The 18,319-nt window shown below is 42.6% G+C and carries 16 protein-coding genes; 5 read left to right on the forward strand and 11 right to left on the reverse strand.

Going from position 1 to position 18,319, the window contains the following annotated elements; all coding sequences use genetic code 11:
- The first annotated feature begins 232 nt into the window (after positions 1-232).
- Positions 233-1,093 carry a bile acid:sodium symporter family protein gene (locus ACR63T_RS11085; RefSeq protein ID WP_472784031.1) on the forward strand — a complete coding sequence of 287 codons (861 nt, stop codon included), beginning with the start codon at positions 233-235 and terminating at the stop codon, positions 1,091-1,093.
- Here ACR63T_RS11085 and ACR63T_RS11090 read toward each other — a convergent pair.
- On the reverse strand, positions 1,065-1,961 hold the full coding sequence (locus ACR63T_RS11090; protein ID WP_472784032.1) for a LysR family transcriptional regulator: 897 nt from the start codon (positions 1,959-1,961) through the stop codon (positions 1,065-1,067). The genes ACR63T_RS11085 and ACR63T_RS11090 overlap by 29 nt on opposite strands.
- Positions 1,962-2,134: 173 nt before the next feature.
- Between ACR63T_RS11090 and ACR63T_RS11095 the strand changes: the two genes are divergently transcribed.
- Positions 2,135-2,869, forward strand: coding sequence for a glutathione S-transferase family protein (locus ACR63T_RS11095; RefSeq protein WP_201570073.1), 735 nt, complete (start codon positions 2,135-2,137; stop codon positions 2,867-2,869).
- 86 nt (positions 2,870-2,955) lie between these two features.
- Here ACR63T_RS11095 and ACR63T_RS11100 read toward each other — a convergent pair whose 3' ends face one another.
- A complete protein-coding gene (locus ACR63T_RS11100; protein ID WP_472784033.1) occupies positions 2,956-4,404 on the reverse strand; it encodes an alanine/glycine:cation symporter family protein in 1,449 nt (482 codons plus the stop codon).
- Between the two features lie 253 nt (positions 4,405-4,657).
- Positions 4,658-6,238, reverse strand: coding sequence for an alkyl hydroperoxide reductase subunit F (ahpF, locus tag ACR63T_RS11105; protein ID WP_472784034.1), 1,581 nt, complete (start codon positions 6,236-6,238; stop codon positions 4,658-4,660).
- Positions 6,239-6,694: 456 nt separating this feature from the next.
- Here ahpF and ACR63T_RS11110 point away from each other — a divergent pair, with 456 nt between their 5' ends.
- A complete protein-coding gene (locus ACR63T_RS11110) occupies positions 6,695-6,943 on the forward strand; it encodes a YdcH family protein (protein WP_201570076.1) in 249 nt (82 codons plus the stop codon).
- 165 nt (positions 6,944-7,108) lie between these two features.
- Here ACR63T_RS11110 and ahpC read toward each other — a convergent pair whose 3' ends face one another.
- A complete protein-coding gene (ahpC, locus tag ACR63T_RS11115; RefSeq protein ID WP_472784035.1) occupies positions 7,109-7,675 on the reverse strand; it encodes an alkyl hydroperoxide reductase subunit C in 567 nt (188 codons plus the stop codon).
- Positions 7,676-8,021: 346 nt separating this feature from the next.
- Here ahpC and ACR63T_RS11120 point away from each other — a divergent pair, with 346 nt between their 5' ends.
- Both ACR63T_RS11120 and ACR63T_RS11125 read left to right on the forward strand, forming a co-directional pair.
- Positions 8,022-8,930 carry a hydrogen peroxide-inducible genes activator gene (locus tag ACR63T_RS11120; protein ID WP_201570078.1) on the forward strand — a complete coding sequence of 303 codons (909 nt, stop codon included), beginning with the start codon at positions 8,022-8,024 and terminating at the stop codon, positions 8,928-8,930.
- Between the two features lie 10 nt (positions 8,931-8,940).
- Positions 8,941-9,636: an HD domain-containing protein gene (locus tag ACR63T_RS11125; protein ID WP_472784036.1), complete on the forward strand. Its 696-nt coding sequence runs from the start codon at positions 8,941-8,943 to the stop codon at positions 9,634-9,636.
- On the opposite strand, the gene ACR63T_RS11130 is transcribed toward ACR63T_RS11125, so the two are convergent.
- The 7 genes from ACR63T_RS11130 to ACR63T_RS11160 all read right to left on the reverse strand — a co-directional run bounded on the left by ACR63T_RS11130 (position 9,617) and on the right by ACR63T_RS11160 (position 18,161).
- On the reverse strand, positions 9,617-10,219 hold the full coding sequence (locus tag ACR63T_RS11130; RefSeq protein ID WP_472784037.1) for a methyltransferase domain-containing protein: 603 nt from the start codon (positions 10,217-10,219) through the stop codon (positions 9,617-9,619). The genes ACR63T_RS11125 and ACR63T_RS11130 overlap by 20 nt on opposite strands.
- Before the next feature lie 37 nt (positions 10,220-10,256).
- On the reverse strand, positions 10,257-10,919 hold the full coding sequence (locus tag ACR63T_RS11135; protein WP_472784038.1) for a M48 family metallopeptidase: 663 nt from the start codon (positions 10,917-10,919) through the stop codon (positions 10,257-10,259).
- 138 nt (positions 10,920-11,057) lie between these two features.
- Complete coding sequence (locus ACR63T_RS11140; RefSeq protein WP_472784039.1) at positions 11,058-12,620, reverse strand: DUF1513 domain-containing protein; 1,563 nt, start codon at positions 12,618-12,620, stop codon at positions 11,058-11,060.
- 88 nt (positions 12,621-12,708) lie between these two features.
- Positions 12,709-13,851, reverse strand: a complete 1,143-nt coding sequence (locus tag ACR63T_RS11145; RefSeq protein ID WP_472784040.1) for an imelysin family protein — start codon at positions 13,849-13,851, stop codon at positions 12,709-12,711.
- 79 nt (positions 13,852-13,930) lie between these two features.
- Positions 13,931-15,619, reverse strand: coding sequence for a di-heme oxidoreductase family protein (locus ACR63T_RS11150; protein ID WP_472784041.1), 1,689 nt, complete (start codon positions 15,617-15,619; stop codon positions 13,931-13,933).
- A 225-nt stretch (positions 15,620-15,844) separates the two neighbouring features.
- Positions 15,845-17,284, reverse strand: coding sequence for an imelysin family protein (locus ACR63T_RS11155; RefSeq protein WP_472784042.1), 1,440 nt, complete (start codon positions 17,282-17,284; stop codon positions 15,845-15,847).
- A gap of 223 nt (positions 17,285-17,507) precedes the next feature.
- On the reverse strand, positions 17,508-18,161 hold the full coding sequence (locus ACR63T_RS11160) for a YiaD family glycine zipper/OmpA-like lipoprotein (protein WP_305898849.1): 654 nt from the start codon (positions 18,159-18,161) through the stop codon (positions 17,508-17,510).
- Positions 18,162-18,319: the final 158 nt, after the last annotated feature.

Genomic DNA, 18,319 nt, shown 5'->3' on the forward strand with positions numbered 1-18,319 from the left:
TAAACGATTATTAAACAATCATTAGGCCTACACAAATTTGTAGGCCTTTTTTTATTACTCTTTATCGAGTGCACTGTTTTATATTATAAATAAGCTAAGGTCTGGTATGATCAAACATTGCTTTATTGGATGACTTATTATTTAAGGTATGCTAGTTGTTTTGCAGGCGGCATCAGGAAGATAAACCGTCAGTCTCATTTGTCATTACGATTATTTTTACAAGGAAAGTTCCATGAGTAACATCGCTCTCAGCTTATTACCTTTAGCTCTTGCCTATATTATGTTTACCTTGGGGACTGGACTCAAAGGTAGCGACTTTAAAGTGATTAGTGCCTATCCCAAGGCCTTTTTCATCGGTCTATTTAATCAAGTTATTCTAGTACCTGTAGTGGCTTTAGTCGTCGTACTGGTCATGTCACCACCACCGATTATTGCTTTTGGCATTATGTTGATTAGTTTTTGTCCAGGCGGTGTCACCAGCAACATGCTTACCTTTTATGCCAAGGGCAATGTCGCACTATCAGTTGCCCTCACAGGTACAGTCAGTCTACTCTCTGTCATTACGTTACCTATCATGATTACCTTTGCCTTTGATTACTTTTTGCAGGATCAAGCCCGCTCTATTAGTGCGGTAAAGATCGGTATAGTGATGTTTTTACTGACCACTCTACCAGTCACTTTAGGTATGCTAGCTCGTCATAAATTCACCGACTTTATGGTGCGTAGAAGTAATATTTTAAACGGGCTTGCCAGCGTCTTTTTTGTGTTGATTGTCTTCGCAGCGGTGGCTTCTAATTGGGAATTACTAAAATCACAAGTCAGCGTTATTGGGCTTGAGCTAGTATTTATTATCGCCACTTTATTTGCTTTGAGTATTATGATTGCAAAAGCGTTCAAGCTAAATTGGTCCGATACTAAGACTATCTCGATTGAGACCAGTATTCAAAATAGCACCACAGCGATTACGCTGGCGCCTATTATTATGGGTACAACCGCGAGTCTGCCTGCTATCGCGTTACCTGCTGCGGTCTACGGTGTGCTGATGTACGTGATTGCCATCCCTGTTATTGCGCTGATTCGGAATAAGAATTAGCGCAATAACGCTTACAAACCTCTGCCAACTGCGCCCGTCCAAAATTGGGATGGGTGTTTGCTGCTATGACCATCTCAATAATAACTTCGGGCAATTTTGGTAGCATAAAGGGTAGTGGATTATTATCATCTGTTAGCGGCATCATCTGCCCCAGACTACTCTGTGCAACAACAGTAATTCCTAATCCTGATACCACTAGGCTGGTGATCGCACTCACACTATTTACACTACAAATAATCTGACTGGCAATATTTATTTGACTTAAGCTCTGCACAGCAGCGTGATGAAAATGACAGCTTTCATCAATCAATACTAGTGATATCTTTCTCATCTGATCAAAATGCTCTCTTAAGTTCTCAACGTCGCCATCAAACGCCCAAACTCCTTTGTCTTGCTGCAAAAACTGCCCTGCCTCTGTAGCTGATGAACGTGACACGATAGCCACGTCCAGTAAACCTGTGCATAACATCTCACGCAGTCTTACAGAGTTATAACTGTGTACGTGAATAGGCAAATCAGGCACGCAATGACGGATTTGTGCCACTATCTTTGGTAGTACTTGCTGTGCATAGTCATCAGGGCAGCCCAATTGCAATGGTCGAATAATCTGCTTGCTATCCTGCATCTGCCTTAATACATCATCATGCAAGCTTATAATATGCCTTGCATAACTCAATAAGAACTTACCATCCTCGGTTAATTTCAGCTTATGCCCTGACTTAATAAATAGCGATTTATTAGTTTGTTCAGCCAGCTTATGCATCTTTTGGCTTACAGCGCTCTGGCTGCGATGCACTTGTGCCGCTGCCTGGGTATAACTTCCGGTTTCAACCACTGCAATAAAGCAGCGTAACGCTTCAATATCCACTCATCTACCTCATAGACTAAAGTGTCATAAGCTTCACATTAGCATAAGGCCTGCGATAGTGGATAGACTTTCATTCTCTAAACTTCTTATAGATAGCATTAGGTTTTTGCGCTGGTATGCAGTCAATATTGACGACATAATAAAATTCTATTTAAATTATTTAGGAGATCATTATGCAAAAGCCAGTTCTCATCATCGGTAATAAAAACTACTCATCTTGGTCGCTACGAGCTTGGCTACTACTCAAAGCTTTTGATATTGAGTTTGATGAGCAAGTTATTGAGCTGTTTTCGCCATCAGCGATGCCCGTACTCGATGCTAATTCGCCAACGCTTAAAGTTCCTGTGTTGGTAGATAATGAAAAAGTGACCGTTTGGGATACGCTAGCTATTGCTATTTATGCCAACGATTATTTGACAAATATTGATATATGGTCAGGTAAAAATAAATCTGCAATAGAAACCAATGCTATAAATTCAAAAAAGGATAGAGCGTATTGTCAAAGTATCGTTGCTGAGATGCATTCAGGATTGTCGGGTATTCGTAGTGAGATGCCGATGAATATTCGAGCGACAGCCCGTATTGAGCCAAGCGCTACTTGTCTAAAAGATATCGCTCGTATTGAGCAAATATTTGAAGAATGTCTAGCAGGTAGAGCAGCCGATAGCTATTTATTTGGCAATTTTACGGTAGCGGATGCGTTCTTTGCTCCTGTGGTTTTGCGCCTACAAACTTATGCAAAAGCGTCTGGTATTGAGTTAAAACCAACCACTAAACAGTATTGCCAAACTATGCTAAATAACGTTCATATGCAATCTTGGATTGAATTGGCTTTAACAGAGACTCGGATAATTGAAGAAGATGAAGCGGGCGAGATTACGTCTGTATGCGGGGCATTGTCTAGATAAGTTATCTAATGTAAATAGAAAACCACCTCAACCATGCTAATAGGCTGAAGTGGTTTTTTGATTAAAGGGAGTAAAAGGTACTCAAACTACTGCTTCTGATCTAACGCCTCTTTTACCGCCTCTTTACCCCATGCACTCAGATCAATATCCAACTTCTCATACTCTTGTGCATCGAATAATGGCTCTTTGACCCCTGCTTTTAATTGACGGGCAAAGTCATCAAGTAAGCGCTTGGCTCGCGGGAATAGCATAATCAACGCCAGTAAGTTTGCTAGAGCTAGCACACCCATTAACGGATCAGCGAAGAAGAACACAGCGGTTGCCGTAGGTGCTACTGCCCCGAGGAACAATACTCCAATAACCACAATTCGTAAAATAAACGTCGCTTGTTTGATATTCTTTTTGACCAAAAAGTTAATGGAGTTTTCACCCATGTAGTAGTTATACATAATAGAGCTTAGGGCAAACAACAATAACGCTATGGTTAATACATACTGTGACCAATCCCCGAGCTGATTACTAAGCGCTTGCTGAGCCAGTACAATACCATCGACTTCAGCGCCTGGTTGATACACCCCACTAAGCAAAATCATAAATGCGGTGGCACTACATACGACTATCGTGTCGATAAATACTGATAATGACTGCGATATACCTTGGCTAACAGGGTGAGTCGCATAAGCGGTAGCAGCAATATTAGGTGCAGAACCCAACCCTGCCTCGTTAGAGAATAAGCCGCGCTTCATGCCCTGCTCAATCGCCACCCCAATACCACCGCCTACCACAGACTCAATACCAAAGGCGTTTTTGACAATCAGCACCATGAGTGAAGGCAATTCTGTAAAGTTCAGTCCTATCACAATAAGCGCCATACCGATATAGATCAGCGCCATCACAGGGATGACCACGTCAGCGACTTTTGCAATGCGCTGGATGCCACCAAAAACGATAAATCCACCCGCAATGACCAGCACCACACCTGATATCCAACGATCGATACCAAAGCTTTCAAGCGCAGAACCTGCCACCGTATTGCCTTGGAACGCTACAAACCCAATAGAAAAAGATAATAATAGAGAAACAGCATAAATGACGGCAAGCCAGCGATAGTCTTTACCTAAACCGTGCAAGATATAGGTCGCAGGACCACCGCGAAAGTTACCATCGGTATCTTTACGCTTATATAGCTGAGCCAAACTACACTCAACGATACTGGTCATCATGCCGATTAAGGCCACGACCCACATCCAGAACACCGCACCTGGACCACCCAGAGAGATTGCAACGGCGACACCAGCGATATTACCACCACCAACACGTCCGCCGATAGACACTAGCAAAGCCTGACGGGCAGAAATTCCTTCGTCGCCCACCTCATCCGTCTTAAATACTCTAAACATGCGTTTAAAATATCTAAACTGAGCAAACCTACCTACAATAGTAAATAATAGGCCAAAAATAATGAGCATCGGAACGAGTGCCCAGCCCCACGTTAAATCTCCAATCAGGGAGAAAAACTCCTGAATATACTCCATTGCTATCTTCCTTGCATTCTTTAGTCATATTTGACAAACCACTATTCAATAGCTGGTTATAGTGCGGTAATGATTTCATTGGATGTATTATCGCATTAAAGACACACATCTGTAACGCACAGGATAATATTTTTTTAATAAGTGCTGTTTTAATATGAGAATTGATAGTGTGAAACTCCACAAAAAAACCACCTCAGCTATTGTTAGCTAAGGTGGTTTTGGTCTAGCTTAGGCGTGTCTGCTGAACTTAACTTTATTGCATAACTAAGTATTCAAATGCACTTAACGCCGCCTTTGATCCTTCGCCCATAGCAATATTAATCTGCTTAAAAGGTACTGTCGTTACATCACCGCAAGCGAAAATACCTTTGCGATCAGTGCGGCAGCGCTCATCAATCTCAATCTCGCCAAAGCGATTCGTATCGACAAAGCCTTTGATAAAATCAGTATTCGGTATCAAGCCAATCTGTACAAATACTCCAGCTAAGTCGCGCTCATGAGTAGCGCCCGTTTTGCGATCTTCAAAGACAATAGAGCTGACCTTGCCATCAGTGGCTTTAATCTCTTTGGTCGCAGCACCCGTAATAAATTCGATATTAGACTTCTCTTTGGCTTTATTAATCAGTACCTGATCGGCTTTTAGCTCGTCAGCAAACTCAAGAACCGTCACGTGTTTGACGATACCTGCCAAGTCAAGCGCCGCCTCAACCCCTGAGTTACCACCACCGATGACAGAGATATCTTTACCTTTGAAAAATGGCCCATCGCAATGCGCACAATACGCCACGCCTTTACCGATATTTTCTTCTTCCCCCGGTACATTCAGCTTACGCCATTGCGCCCCAGTCGCTAAGATAATACTACGCGTCTCAAAGCTCTCGCCCGTACTCAGATGAATGCTATAGTTTTCATCAACAGTCTCATCTATCTCTTTTACAGTAACGTGCTGCTTAAGGGTAATATTGTACTCTTGCAAATGCTTAACGAAGTCTGCGGATAGATGCGTGCCTGTGGTTAACGGTACAGAGATCAAGTTCTCGATATCTTGCGTGTCTTTGACCTGACCACCGATACGATCAGCGACCATCGTTACCTTTAGGCCTTTACGCGCAGTATAGATCGCTGCCGCAACACCAGCAGGACCTGCTCCGATGATAGTAACATCTTGCTGCTCTAACTGCTCGCTATCATCACTATCGGCTTCACCTAATAGATCAGGGAACTGCTCTTGTAGCTTGGTGATAAGTTTAGCCGTATCGATCAAACCATTGGCAAATGGCTTACCGTTTAAGAATACCGCTGGCACGCCTTGGATGTTATTAGCATCGACTTGCTCTTGGAATAATGCGCCATCAATCATCTCATTACTGATGTCATCGTTTAATAGTGCAAACTGATTAAGTGCCTGCACCACTTCTGGACAGCTATGGCATGACAATGACACATAGGTCTGAAACTGTAACGGCTTATTGAAGCGCTTCACGAGCTTTTGAATGCCTTCATCCAGCTTTAGCGTATGACCACCTGTTTGTAAAATGGCTAAAATGAGCGAGGTAAATTCATGACCGCCAGGAATACCGCTAAATACGATGCCATTATCAACGAGCATATCGTCTTTATGGCTGCGTACTGCAAAGCTGATTGGGCTTGGCAAGCTATTGTCATTCGCTTTAGAGTCAAAATTTATCTTGTCTGTCGTGCTAGCAATGCTCGATAAAAAATCAATGAGCTCAGCGCGTTTGCTATGTTCACCACTACCTAATACAAAGGTAATAGGACGAGTCATCTTTTCGCTATAGCTCTTAACGGCATCTAGTAAGCTTTGGTCAATCATGATAATTCCTATTTATAAAAGTAAATAACTATTTAGATATTATAAAGTCAATGACAACTAGCGCGATTGGCACTTAGCGTATGACTTTTGATGATTCTATTATCATGTCTTTGTGACCTTCGAGCAAGCTGAGAAACTTAAATACTAAGTTTAGTAAAACCAATCGTATATTGATATGTGTTTAGTATTATAAATAATAAATCTAGATATGACAGTGGTATCGCCATCATAATTTCGCTACAATCGAGAATGGATTGCATTATTAAAAGGGTAAAAATCATATCAACTCTTAATAATAATGTATCTTTGATGCATTACAGTTCAGTCACTAACCTTTCTACATTTATGCATCTTCACCCGATGTTTTAGCAAGCTGTTCTAGAACAACTATTTGTAGCGATACACGAGAGCTTAAACATCGAAGGACTACAAACACTTAATAACAAGGATGATCACATGAGAAAAACAGATACTTGGCAAGATAATAAAGACATTATTAGTGAGCTAAAATTAAAAGACAGTCATTTTGCGGTTATTTTTGAAGAGCATACGCAGCTTGACCAGCAGATCAATCAGCTCGATAAAGACCGAGTGCAAAACGCCAGCCGTGACGATGAAATTGAGCAAATGAAGCGGCGCAAATTACAGCTTAAAGATGAGATTTATAAAATAATAGATAAAAACAAAGTGCAGTCTCATCCTTAGCATATTCAAATAAGATATTGCAAAACTTAATAGTTGTCTAAATCCGATAACTGTACATATCTACAACTGCTTAAATTCAACGACTAAAAAACCCCATCAGCCGAAGCTAATGGGGTTTTCTGTACTTAGTACTTAGATCTTACTATCTAACAACTATCAAATAGCTTAGATTTTACCGACTAGATCTAGACTTGGCTTTAGGGTTGCTTGACCTGCTTCCCATGCTGCTGGACATACTTCACCATCGTTATCACGGACATACTGTGCCGCTTTTACTTTGCGTAGCATGTCTTTTGCGCTACGACCGATACCGCCAGCATGAATCTCAGCGACTTGAATCAGTCCGTCTGGATCGACTAAGAAAGTGCCACGTTCAGCCAAACCAGCTTCTTCGATCATAACGTTAAAGCCACGAGTGATACGGCCTGTAGGATCGCCGATCATCGGATATTGCACTTTACCGATAGCGTCTGAAGAGTCATGCCACGCTTTATGGGTGAAATGGGTATCGGTTGATACCGAGTAGACTTCTACGCCTAAACCTTTTAGCTCTTCGTAATGAGATGCCATGTCCTCTAACTCTGTTGGACAAACAAAAGTAAAATCAGCTGGGTAAAATAGGAAAATAGCCCAACTGCCTTTTACGTCTTCAGAGGTGACGGTTTTGAATTCACCGTTTACATACGCATCTGCTGAAAACTCTGGAATTTCTTGATTGATAATAGACGCCATGTGAGGCTCCTTTATAGTTAATGGTTAATAATTTGTTGTTGTTTAAGTCTTATTGCTCTTGACTACCTGACAAACTATACGCGAATTCTATAATTAATCTAATTAAAAGTTTTTATCCTGATGTTTTGTTTTATTAATCTTGGTAAACTAGTTTACTGAGTATTGTTCATTGTCTAAACATACGTAAACCAGCTATGTCTACGGCCCAATTCATTATAGAATGGCACTATTAAATACTTACCAGAAAAGTAATATTCAAACGCAGCTGTTTTATGTTTATTTGTGATATTTTTTAGCGATTTAAATATCTATTATTCTAATAAAAGCCAGTTATTAAAGGATTTCTATGATTACTCTACGCCAACTCGAATTTGCTTTAGCCGTCGCCAAACACCGCCACTTCAAACGAGCAGCTGAAGACTGTAATATCTCACAATCTGCATTGAGCTTAGGTATCGCTGAGCTTGAAAAGCAACTGGATACGCAGATTTTTGAGCGTAATAATAAGCAAGTACTTATCACCCCAATCGGGGAGGATATCCTAACTCGTGCTCAGCGGGTATTCTCCGAGGTCAATGACCTGACTACACGCGCGCAAAGCCATCAGACGCCATTAGCCTATCCTATGACTGTGGGCATTATCCCGACTATTGCGCCTTATCTACTGCCTAAAGTATTGCCTGCCTTACGTCAGCATTATCCAGAATTTCGGATGACCATTATCGAGCAACAGACGGAGCGCTTGCTAGAGCAAGTACGTTATGGTCACATCGATACGGCTATTATCGCGCTGCCCTATGCGGTTGATGGGCTGCATAGCTTTGAGTTTTGGCATGAGGACTTCTTTGCAGTATTTCCTAAAGATGATGTCCATGCCGAGCTTGAAACTATCAATGCTGATGAGCTGGCAACGGCGAATCTGATGCTCCTTGGCGAAGGGCATTGTCTGACCGATCAAACCTTGTCAGTTTGTCACTTTGATCGGGAAAAGATGAAATCTAGCTTTTCTGATGCCAGTTTGAATACCTTAATTCAAATGGCCTTAGCAAAAATGGGCACCACTTTAGTACCGCAAATGGCATTGAGTCAGTTGCATTTGCAAAATCAGGATGCCATCGCTGTACCACTTGCCGAGGCAGGGCCGCACCGACATATTGCCTTTGTCACTCGCCTTAACTACGCGCGCGTTGATGATGTCAATCTACTGGGCGATGTGTTCAAGCAAGCGCTTGAGAGCGCTGCTAGCCAAGACTGAAGAGTGATCAATGACAACTAAAAAGATAAATAAAAGCTTGTCTTCACCACCACTGATTATGGATAGTCTCAGTAAGCACTTTACTGAGCACTTATTAGCTATCGACAATACTATTACGCCTGTTATTAGTCAGGCGTTGTGGCAGGATGTCGCCAATCATTACAGCGAGTCTGTGCGCGCTTATCACAACTTGACTCATCTTCAGCATTTATTTGAGCAGTTTGCGCACCTACGAGATAAATTAGAACAACCGCACATCGTCGCCCTAGCGCTGTTTTATCACGATATTATTTACGACCCAACTCAGCCAGATAATGAGCTAAACAGCGCAAAATATGCTGTAGCGCAATTGCAAAATCATCTAACAGCTGAGCAGCACCAGCGTATCTATGCGCTAATTATAATGACGGCTACTCATCAACTGGGTGATAATAATGACAACATTTCAGATAGTGATGCCGCTTTTTTGTTAGATATGGATTTAAGTATCTTGGGTGCGGATTGGGCAGATTATGAGCGTTATGCGCAAGCAGTACGCCAAGAGTATGCGCACGTTGCTATCGATGATTATCGTAATGGACGCACTGCAGTTTTGGAAGGATTATTAGCTCATGATAGATTGTACTTAACCGATGATTATTATCAGCGCTTAGAGCATATAGCTCGGCGAAATATTGAATGTGAGATTACTGCAATTGCAGTTTAATAAATAGCTCACTACCTAGCCTTGCTGGATGCGAATTATAGCAAGGCTGCATAATCTCAATGTTAAAGTGCGATCGAAAACGCTGCTGATATGTCTCACTATTACCGCCAAACGGCGGATGGTTATTACCAAAGTCTTTATCAAACAGTAATCCTACTAGCTTACCCTTTGGCTTCAATAATCGCGCCATCTGCTCTACATACTCGTCACGGCGCTTAGGGTTTATCGCACAAAAAAAGGTTTGCTCTAGTGCCCAGTCAAACCTATATTGCTCAGCAGAAAGCTCAAAAAAATCGGCACAAATGAGCTGATCTTTAGGAAAATTAGCATAGCGCTTAGCAAAATTAGCAATTGGCGCAGCAGCAAAATCAACTAACGTGACATTGTTAAAGCCTTGCTCATGCAAGTAACCTACTTCATAAGCATTGCCAGCACCTGCTACTAAAATAGCTTGATCTTTTGCGGACTCGGGTAACTGATCGATATATCTTTTAAGCGGTGGTGAAACCTCACCCATATCCCATTGAATACTATCGTTCTCATAGCGCTGTTGCCAAAACTTGGCTTGGTTAACGTTTTTCATAAGTTAGCCTTTTTTGTAATAGGTTTACCTTTTATTCTCAATCTAATCTACCAGTCTTACCTGCCAGCATATCATGCCACTTTTTATAATCTGGCATTGCTTTTTCAACTGTTTGCCAAAAAGCGCGACTATGATTGGCATGATGCAAATGACATAGCTCATGGACGATAACATATTCAGTGCACTCAATAGGATATGCGGGCAAATAGACCGACAACCAAATTCGCCGAGCACGAGTATTGCAACTGCCCCAACGGGTGTGCATTTTTTTGATACGGGTCTCTACAGCTTGAGCTTTAATAATAGGTTGCCACTTCTCAAATAAATCTGGCATCACTAGCGTTAACTGCTGACGATAATAGTCAAGCATTTGCTGATTGTTTAGGGTAAGGGTTTGCGCTACGCCCCACAGCATAATTGACTGAGAGGCTATCTTGGATATTGAGGCAAGCTGTTGTTTGCGCTCGTAATGCTTGAGCACTTGCTCATGATGAGTAAGTGCCCAGTCCAAGCGTTTATCGATGGCTTGCGCTATCTGCTCTACGTTAATAGTTAAAGGTACAGATACGCTTAGCAAATTAGGTCTTAAGCGGAAGTTAATATTTTTGACACGTTTTTGCTGAATTTGCAGCTCGATATCTGCCGCTGCTAAGCGTTGAGTGATTGAGTTTAATAAGGACTTACCTGACTCTCTAGCCATTACGTCTACCTTAAATATCTAACTTATATCATTCAAAAATTAAAGTGAGTATAGATGTACTATGCGCATGGTTGATTAGGTTGTAATGAGAAATTGGTGCGCTGGGCGCACCCTACAAAGGCTCATAGAGGTCTACTATCAAAGCGCTTGCAAGTGATTATCAAAAGACATCTTATGATGCTGACTATCTTGGATAATTCGACCAGACACTTCCTCGTCTGCGCTATCATCTAACGCCATACTTTTGGTCCGTAAGGTGGTTAACTGGCCTTGCCCATCACTAACGATAAAGCCTGAACTTATATCATTGGTATAATTCTCATCATTAGCACTGCCGTTGGCACTAGTGTTGAAAATGGCACTAGTAGTAGCGCTATTGGTCAAAATTGAAGCCCCTGCGCAATCAGGGAGATTTACCGCATCGATTAATTTGCGCGTGGTTAGATCGTAAATCGCCGCGCAGCCACCGATAGGTGTGGTGACACAAAGCTGGTTTTTCTCGCTATCGACTGCGACACTGGCGATATACTGATGAAAGCGCTGCCATTGATTGTTCGGCATAATGAGTGGCTTAAACTCGCTATCACCGCGCGAGTGAGTCAATACTAGCGGCACATTGATATGCCGCTCCCCTTGGAACTGAATGCCGATCATTACTGTACCATCATCATGCATGGCTAAATGACGAATACTCATCTGATTATGCTCAGGGATAATCTGTTCCAACAGCTCACCGTTATGGCGATTAAGATAGACCAGTGACGGACGCATACTATCTAAATTTAGCTCATCGCGTGACGCTTGCTCGGTCTTTATACCGCCATTAGCGATTATCAAAGTCTCACTATTAGGATGCATAAGCAGCTCATGCGGACCGATACCGTATGAGTCAAACTCTGCTACTTTTTGATAGCTATCATTAACATCATAAATACCGATTTTGCCGTTTAGAGTGACGGTATCATTTTCGGTCACATATAGCTGTGATCCGTCTAAGCTATAACAAGCATGACCATAAAAGTGTCGATCCGCTGCCGATTTTATCGCGTGTTTTACTTGTCCAGTCGCCGTATCTAATACCCAAAAACTCTCGCTTGGACGACGACCCATCACTATCACATCACGGTTTTCGCTATCGCTACATTGGCTAGCATTCGGCTGCACAACAATATCATGCACGCGCTCAGGCATCGTGGTCTGCCAAACGATTTGCCGATCGGCATCGATACCGACGACGCCGCAACAAGGCTTGCTGTTGCGCCCTGCACTAATTGATTTCTCACTGATAGATACTTTGGCAAGGGTTGAGCTCATAGGCTTTGGCATCGATGATACGCCACTTACCCAGCAAACTGGACGTGCTAGCATCACAGTAGTATGTCGCTTAGCTATATCATAATGATCGCTTGAACGATTTAGCTTACCTAAGCTATCTTTAGGGTAGTTTTTGTAGCTCGATACCGCTTGCTGATAGGTGTGTTGTAAACGGTTAAGGGTTGAGTTTGGTGATACTGCTAAAGAGCGCAGCTGATAACGCAGGCCTGTTAAATAATCTTGCAAGCGCGCGTCCGCTTGCTGTTGTCTGCGATAGCAATGATGAATGCAGACTAAGGTAGCTGTCCCAAAAACCGTACCTATCGCCGTTTTTAAGACATTAGAATGTACTGCTAATTGTTTTTTAGACGTCTTATTTTCACTCATTATCAGCACCTCTTGTGTCAGATTGCCCAGCCTATCGTTGCCCAGCCTATCGTTGCCTAGCCTACAGTTACCAGTTATCCACCCTAAATCAATCACCATCGTTACTATTAAAACCCACTCGTAAACCTAGAGCAGGTATCAACTGTCTTTTAATCAGGCGCGTCACTGTCGTTAAATGATCAAACAGATCCTGCTGTGCTGCTTTGTCAGCAGTAGCAATATCCTCTGGCATTTGCGCCAGTAACGTTGTGGTGTCACTAAGTGCCGTTGATAACTCATTACCGACGTTACTGTCTTGGTTCGTACTCAAGATTGCAGTTAATACAGGGTCAGTTAGCGCTTTATTGAGCGTGGCAATCTTAGCATTAATAATAGCTCGGCTCTGCCCTGCTGTAGACGCTGGCACATGACCTTTAGCTTTACCCGTCAGTCCTAATGGCTGATCGATAGCATTGGTCTTCATGATTTCAAGCAGTGACAGTAAGGAGTTAATCCATTGATTTAGACCTTGGTCACCCGTTGCTGTTTTATTGATTGCTAATAGCGTTGTTGCATTATTCTGCCAGTCTGTTGTGATGGTACTTAAGCGGTCGCTTAGTGCGCTACTGGCACTGATCACATAAGCGCACTGAGCTGCATCTAGACTATCCTTAGCATAAAGCGCTTCTTCTAATCCTGGCACTCCTTGTACAATAGCACTCTCACCTTGTAGTTGCGCTGGTGTCAGATTAGGATTAGCGGCTATCAGATCTGCAACGCCACTATGAATGAGTCCGCGCTCATCAGGATAATAATTAATATATAGATTGCTCATGCTTTCGGTTGCTGGACCGAAGTTAACCATCTCAGCTACTGCCCAAGCTTGGGCTAATACTAGCCATTGATCACGCAGTGCTTGCAGCTCATCACCGCTGACCGCTGTGCCTTGACAGTGCTTTTGTGCTAACTCATGGAGCAGAGTGCTTTGCTTAGCCGCATTCGCATACGCTGGTATGACAATATTATCCGCTACATGGGTTAAATAGCTCTTTTGCGTATCAGCGCTGATATCTACAGGAGTGATAGCGATAGCTTGATCATCAGTTATCGTCTCATTTATGGCGGTATCAGGCGCGACTACTTGGCTCTCAACGTCAGCGCTCTGATTTTCATCAACAGGCTTTACGCAGCTGATTAGTATTCCCGCACTCAGTGCCGATAATGCCATCATTAGGGCGTGGTTCTTTTTCATAATGTTCTCTGTATTAGCCTGATAGTGGCTTAATGGTTCTATTTGTTAATAGCTAAAGCGGATAACTTTAGCTATACGCTTATAATGATTGTAAAAATGCGTTTAGCTCAGCACGGCCTTGCTTATCTAACTGGAGTACCTTTTGCTGCTGGGCTTTTGCCTCACCGCCATGCCATAGTACTGCTTCTATAAGTGTACGAGCACGACCATCATGCAAAAATGTTGCTTGTGAATCGACGGTCTGCGCCAGCCCTATACCCCATAACGCTGGAGTGCGCCATTCATAAGAGTTGGCCAAGAATTCAACTTGTGCGTCTTTTGACGGCAATTTACCAGCGATAGTCCGATCGGCTAGATCATCACCCATATCGTGCAACAATAAATCGGTATAAGGATAAATCACTTGTCCATGCTGCTCAAGATGATCATCATCGGTTTTTGGCAACTGATAGCGTGGTGTATGACAGCTTTGACAACCCATATCATAAAAGTGCTTTTTGCCAGCAAGCACCTGCTCACTATCAGCATCGCGGCGGTTCGGAACGGCTAAGTTACGGGTATAAAACTCAACGAACTTGACCACTTCATCGCTGACTTCAACAGGCGGCTTACCATTGCCTTGTTCATCAGCGCCTGTAGTTGCGTTTAGACAAGCCGTTTGCAACGGCGTACAAGATTCGATCGGTCGAATATTGGATGTTAGTCCCATATCTTCATTAAAAGCGCTTTGATTTTGCGTGACGAGCTTAGTTTGCCCTGCTTTCCAGCCAAAACGCCCTAATGATGTCTTGCCCGTTTGTGGGTCAAGCACCCAGTTAAATTTGCCACTAATAGCCGTGGTGTCTTTACTAGCGCTGTTATCGACACTGACCGCTTGCTTCTTAATATCCGCATCAGGTATCTGATCGAGTAAACCTAGCCCAATCATCGGCAGCGCAATGCGTGGTGAGACCATTAGCTCATCATCAAACGCGCCATAACCTGGATCAGTCAGTGTAAAAGTAGGCGCGCGTAAAGTCTCGATATGACCATCAGCAAAAGTAACGGGCTTGTCCGTCCACTGTACCGAGATACGCGCCTCAGCGGGCACACCTTGAATGCCGCGATCTTGCAGCTGACCGCCATACATAGGATGCACGACTTTTTCTATCATCGACTGTGCAAGTTGTTTCCGCTCTTCATCAGTACTTGCAGGCATCGCCAAACGTATCAGTAAACTGTCCGCATCATCGCTACTAGTCATTGGTGCATGACCACGCCCATCTTTGATATGGCAGGACTGGCAAGCGGCAACATTGAACAATGCGCCAAGACCATCACGGCTATCGGTACTGGCAGGCGCGATCACCCAAGGTTGTTTAAAAAAGGCATTACCAACAAAAAAGTCACCTTTGCGTAAAGCCGTCAGGTTCGATGAAGGCTTAGAGTAACTCTCAGCGCTAGTAATAGTTACGCCTGTATCGCCACCTTGCTTGATCTCTTGCGGATCAAAAGTCGCCAGATGCTGCATCGATACGCCCGCTAAGCTTTCAACGGTTTGTGCGCGCTCAGTGGTGACAGATGAGTTATCAGCAACATTACTAGGTTGGCAAGCACTAATCGCGAGCGCGAATGATAGGGTTAAAGAGAGTTTGGTAGTCTGTGTAAAAAACGGCTTTGAGGTATTTGTTTGACGATGGTTAGATAAGAGTTGGGACTTATAATAGCTAAAATCTTGCTTGGTAGACTTGTGAATAAAAACTGATGGTAGCGCTTTTATTATATTCATATCTATAACCTGAGCCCAAATATAGAGCTATTAAAACGTAAACCAAAACACGCTGCTAATCACCATCAGCAACGTGTTTATTATACTTAAATAAATGGATTATGAAAACCATTCTCATTAACTAATAACGACTCGCTAGGCACGTCAGCTAATGAGCGGCACAGTCGCAATACTACGAGCTCACAGTGCCAATCCATTATTATAAGCTTAAATATAAACTTAGAACTATGAACCTGCATCAGCATCTAAATTATCGATACCAATAGCGCTAGCTGCGGTTTCGATACCAGATGTCAGCTCTTGCAGACTATTAATACCGTTCTCAATCCAGCCTCGACGCTTGTTTTGCTCTTCAGATGAGATATTATATTTGCTAGCTTGAGATACAGTAGCGATCATTTGATCGACTTTGATACCTTGATTTTCACCTTTATCGACAATGACGTTAAAAGCATTATCTACTCGCTCAAAGTCAGCTGTTAGTTTATCCGCAGCGTCTTTGTGCTCAGTGTCTATTAGATATTGCTTGATGCCGTAACCACCAATCGACTTGCCAGCGACGGTTTTATAATTACCATTAAAAATATTTTGGATGCCGCGTGCATTATTAGCGTAGCTTAAATGGGTCAAATCACTAAAGCAATCGTGTTCATCTTCAGTTGATCCTGTGACAAAGGCCACTTGCATACGCTGAGAGGCCAGCTCACCTAAAGCTAAACTGCCCATTTGATACATAACCTGACGTACAGCATTGCCATCTCTACGCGCAATCATATCGCTACGCAAAGTATCGACACTCTCAGGCTGCCACTCGGCCTCCATTGCGGTTAGATCATCGACTAGTAGCTGAGTCGCAGCTTTTATATATTGGCCACGGCGCTCGCAAATGCTAGCGTCAGTATTAGTAGTATCACCGCTAGTACATTGACCATCAGCGGTTAGATAATCACTAACAGGGCGAATGCCCGCTCCTTCGCCAACGCCATTAATGTCCTGACCCCATAATAAAAACTCTATCGCATGATAGCCCGTAGTGACATTCGCTTCACTACCACCTATCTCATTCATCTCAATTAATAATTCAGAGGTGATCTTACTGGTATCTTGCTTTAAGCTACCGACACTAAGGCTATCACTATTAATGATATTGTCCTGGCTATTATACTCCCCTTCATAGCTATCACTTACATAGTCGATCAGCGCCTCATCAAGTGGCCACGCATTAACTTGACCTTCCCACGCATCGATACTATTTAGCGCACGCTTATCATTGGCTACGACAAAACCTTCATCAAAACGGAAAACTTCAGTTTGTGAATAAGGCAGACGTGCCGCCTTATAGGCCGCTTTTGCTGCTTCTAGATTAGCTTCGTTTGGTGTATCTACATAAGTATTGACTGCCGTTTGCAATAGCTTCGCGGTATCAAGAGAATCCTTATAAGCATGATGAGCCATATCTGCATAGCTGATCAATAACCTATCGATATTCGCCTGCTCAGCATTCGGTGTTGGTGCTGCACTCTCTATAGTCGTCTCAGCTGCTGTAGTATCCTCTGTCTGCTTAGTACAACCTGCTAATAATAGTGTACCAGCAAGCGCGGCTGCCAAAGCACTCGGGATAAGCTTGCTCTTAGTTGCGATATTAGTTACGGTAGAAATTGTCATATATAGCCTCAAAAGCATTGATAGGTCTCAATGTCACAACATTCATTAAATCTCAGTGCTGTGAATTATAATGATATTGATAACGATTATCAACTATATATTAATGATTGATAATACTGCTAATCATTAACATATAAAATTCTCATAAAAAAAGGACAAAAAAAAGACCAATATTAAGTTGGCCTCTTTTTATCTAAATAAGCTATGTTAAAATTATTCTAAATTAGTTTACGCTACTTGGTGCATTGATAGTCAATTCAACACGACGGTTTTGTTGACGGCCATATTCGCTATCGTTACTAGCAACTGGACGTGACTCGCCATAAGCAACGACATTGATACGATTAGCTGGAACACCATTAGCCGTTAGATAATTCGCGACTGCATAAGCACGATCACGTGATAGACCTTGGTTATATGACGCAGCACCTTTACTATCGGTATGACCTGCGATAGTGACTGTATTTTGATTATACTGATTCATAGTCTGCGCAAGCTTACTAAGCGTTGGTCTAAATGATGCATTAAGAGTCGCATCATCGAATGAAAAAGTAATGTTGCCTGGCATAACTAAGTCAATGTTACCATTAGCATTTGGTGTAACCGTAACACCTGTACCTGCCATTTGCTGCTCAAGCTGCTTGGCTTGACGCTCCATATACAGACCAACACCAGCACCTAATGCAGCACCAATTGCCGCATCACGGCCAGTTTTGTCACCACCAGTCGCTTTAGATATTACAGCGCCGCCAGCTGCACCCGCTAGAGTACCTAATGCTGTTTTATTTAAGCGCTGCTGTCCTGTATTAGGATCAGTAGTACAACCGCTCAAAGCTAAACCTGATGCTACTGCTACAACCATAAGTTGATTACGCATAATTTTTCCTCTTAATTTTAAAGTGAACTTTATAAATTTTGATGACTCTATACTACTTGTTATTAGTTACCACTTGTTATTAACAACTGTATATTAATAACAGGTGGTAGCGACTAGAGCTACTGCTAATATGCTTTATATCCGTCATTATTATGGCA

The organism is Psychrobacter sp. M17(2026) (assembly GCF_055699815.1).

Bases quoted from the DNA above. Each gene is read 5' to 3' on its own strand.
- ACR63T_RS11145 (WP_472784040.1), bottom strand. From the start codon at position 13,851: ATGAAAAAGAACCACGCCCTAATGATGGCATTATCGGCACTGAGTGCG.
- ACR63T_RS11120 (WP_201570078.1), top strand. From the start codon at position 8,022: ATGATTACTCTACGCCAACTCGAATTTGCTTTAGCCGTCGCCAAACAC.
- ACR63T_RS11155 (WP_472784042.1), bottom strand. From the start codon at position 17,284: ATGACAATTTCTACCGTAACTAATATCGCAACTAAGAGCAAGCTTATC.
- ACR63T_RS11085 (WP_472784031.1), top strand. From the start codon at position 233: ATGAGTAACATCGCTCTCAGCTTATTACCTTTAGCTCTTGCCTATATT.
- ACR63T_RS11130 (WP_472784037.1), bottom strand. From the start codon at position 10,219: ATGAAAAACGTTAACCAAGCCAAGTTTTGGCAACAGCGCTATGAGAAC.
- ahpF (WP_472784034.1), bottom strand. From the start codon at position 6,238: ATGATTGACCAAAGCTTACTAGATGCCGTTAAGAGCTATAGCGAAAAG.
- ACR63T_RS11160 (WP_305898849.1), bottom strand. From the start codon at position 18,161: ATGCGTAATCAACTTATGGTTGTAGCAGTAGCATCAGGTTTAGCTTTG.
- ACR63T_RS11150 (WP_472784041.1), bottom strand. From the start codon at position 15,619: ATGAATATAATAAAAGCGCTACCATCAGTTTTTATTCACAAGTCTACC.
- ACR63T_RS11100 (WP_472784033.1), bottom strand. From the start codon at position 4,404: ATGGAGTATATTCAGGAGTTTTTCTCCCTGATTGGAGATTTAACGTGG.
- ACR63T_RS11095 (WP_201570073.1), top strand. From the start codon at position 2,135: ATGCAAAAGCCAGTTCTCATCATCGGTAATAAAAACTACTCATCTTGG.
- ACR63T_RS11140 (WP_472784039.1), bottom strand. From the start codon at position 12,620: ATGAGTGAAAATAAGACGTCTAAAAAACAATTAGCAGTACATTCTAAT.
- ACR63T_RS11125 (WP_472784036.1), top strand. From the start codon at position 8,941: ATGACAACTAAAAAGATAAATAAAAGCTTGTCTTCACCACCACTGATT.
- ahpC (WP_472784035.1), bottom strand. From the start codon at position 7,675: ATGGCGTCTATTATCAATCAAGAAATTCCAGAGTTTTCAGCAGATGCG.
- ACR63T_RS11135 (WP_472784038.1), bottom strand. From the start codon at position 10,919: ATGGCTAGAGAGTCAGGTAAGTCCTTATTAAACTCAATCACTCAACGC.
- ACR63T_RS11110 (WP_201570076.1), top strand. From the start codon at position 6,695: ATGAGAAAAACAGATACTTGGCAAGATAATAAAGACATTATTAGTGAG.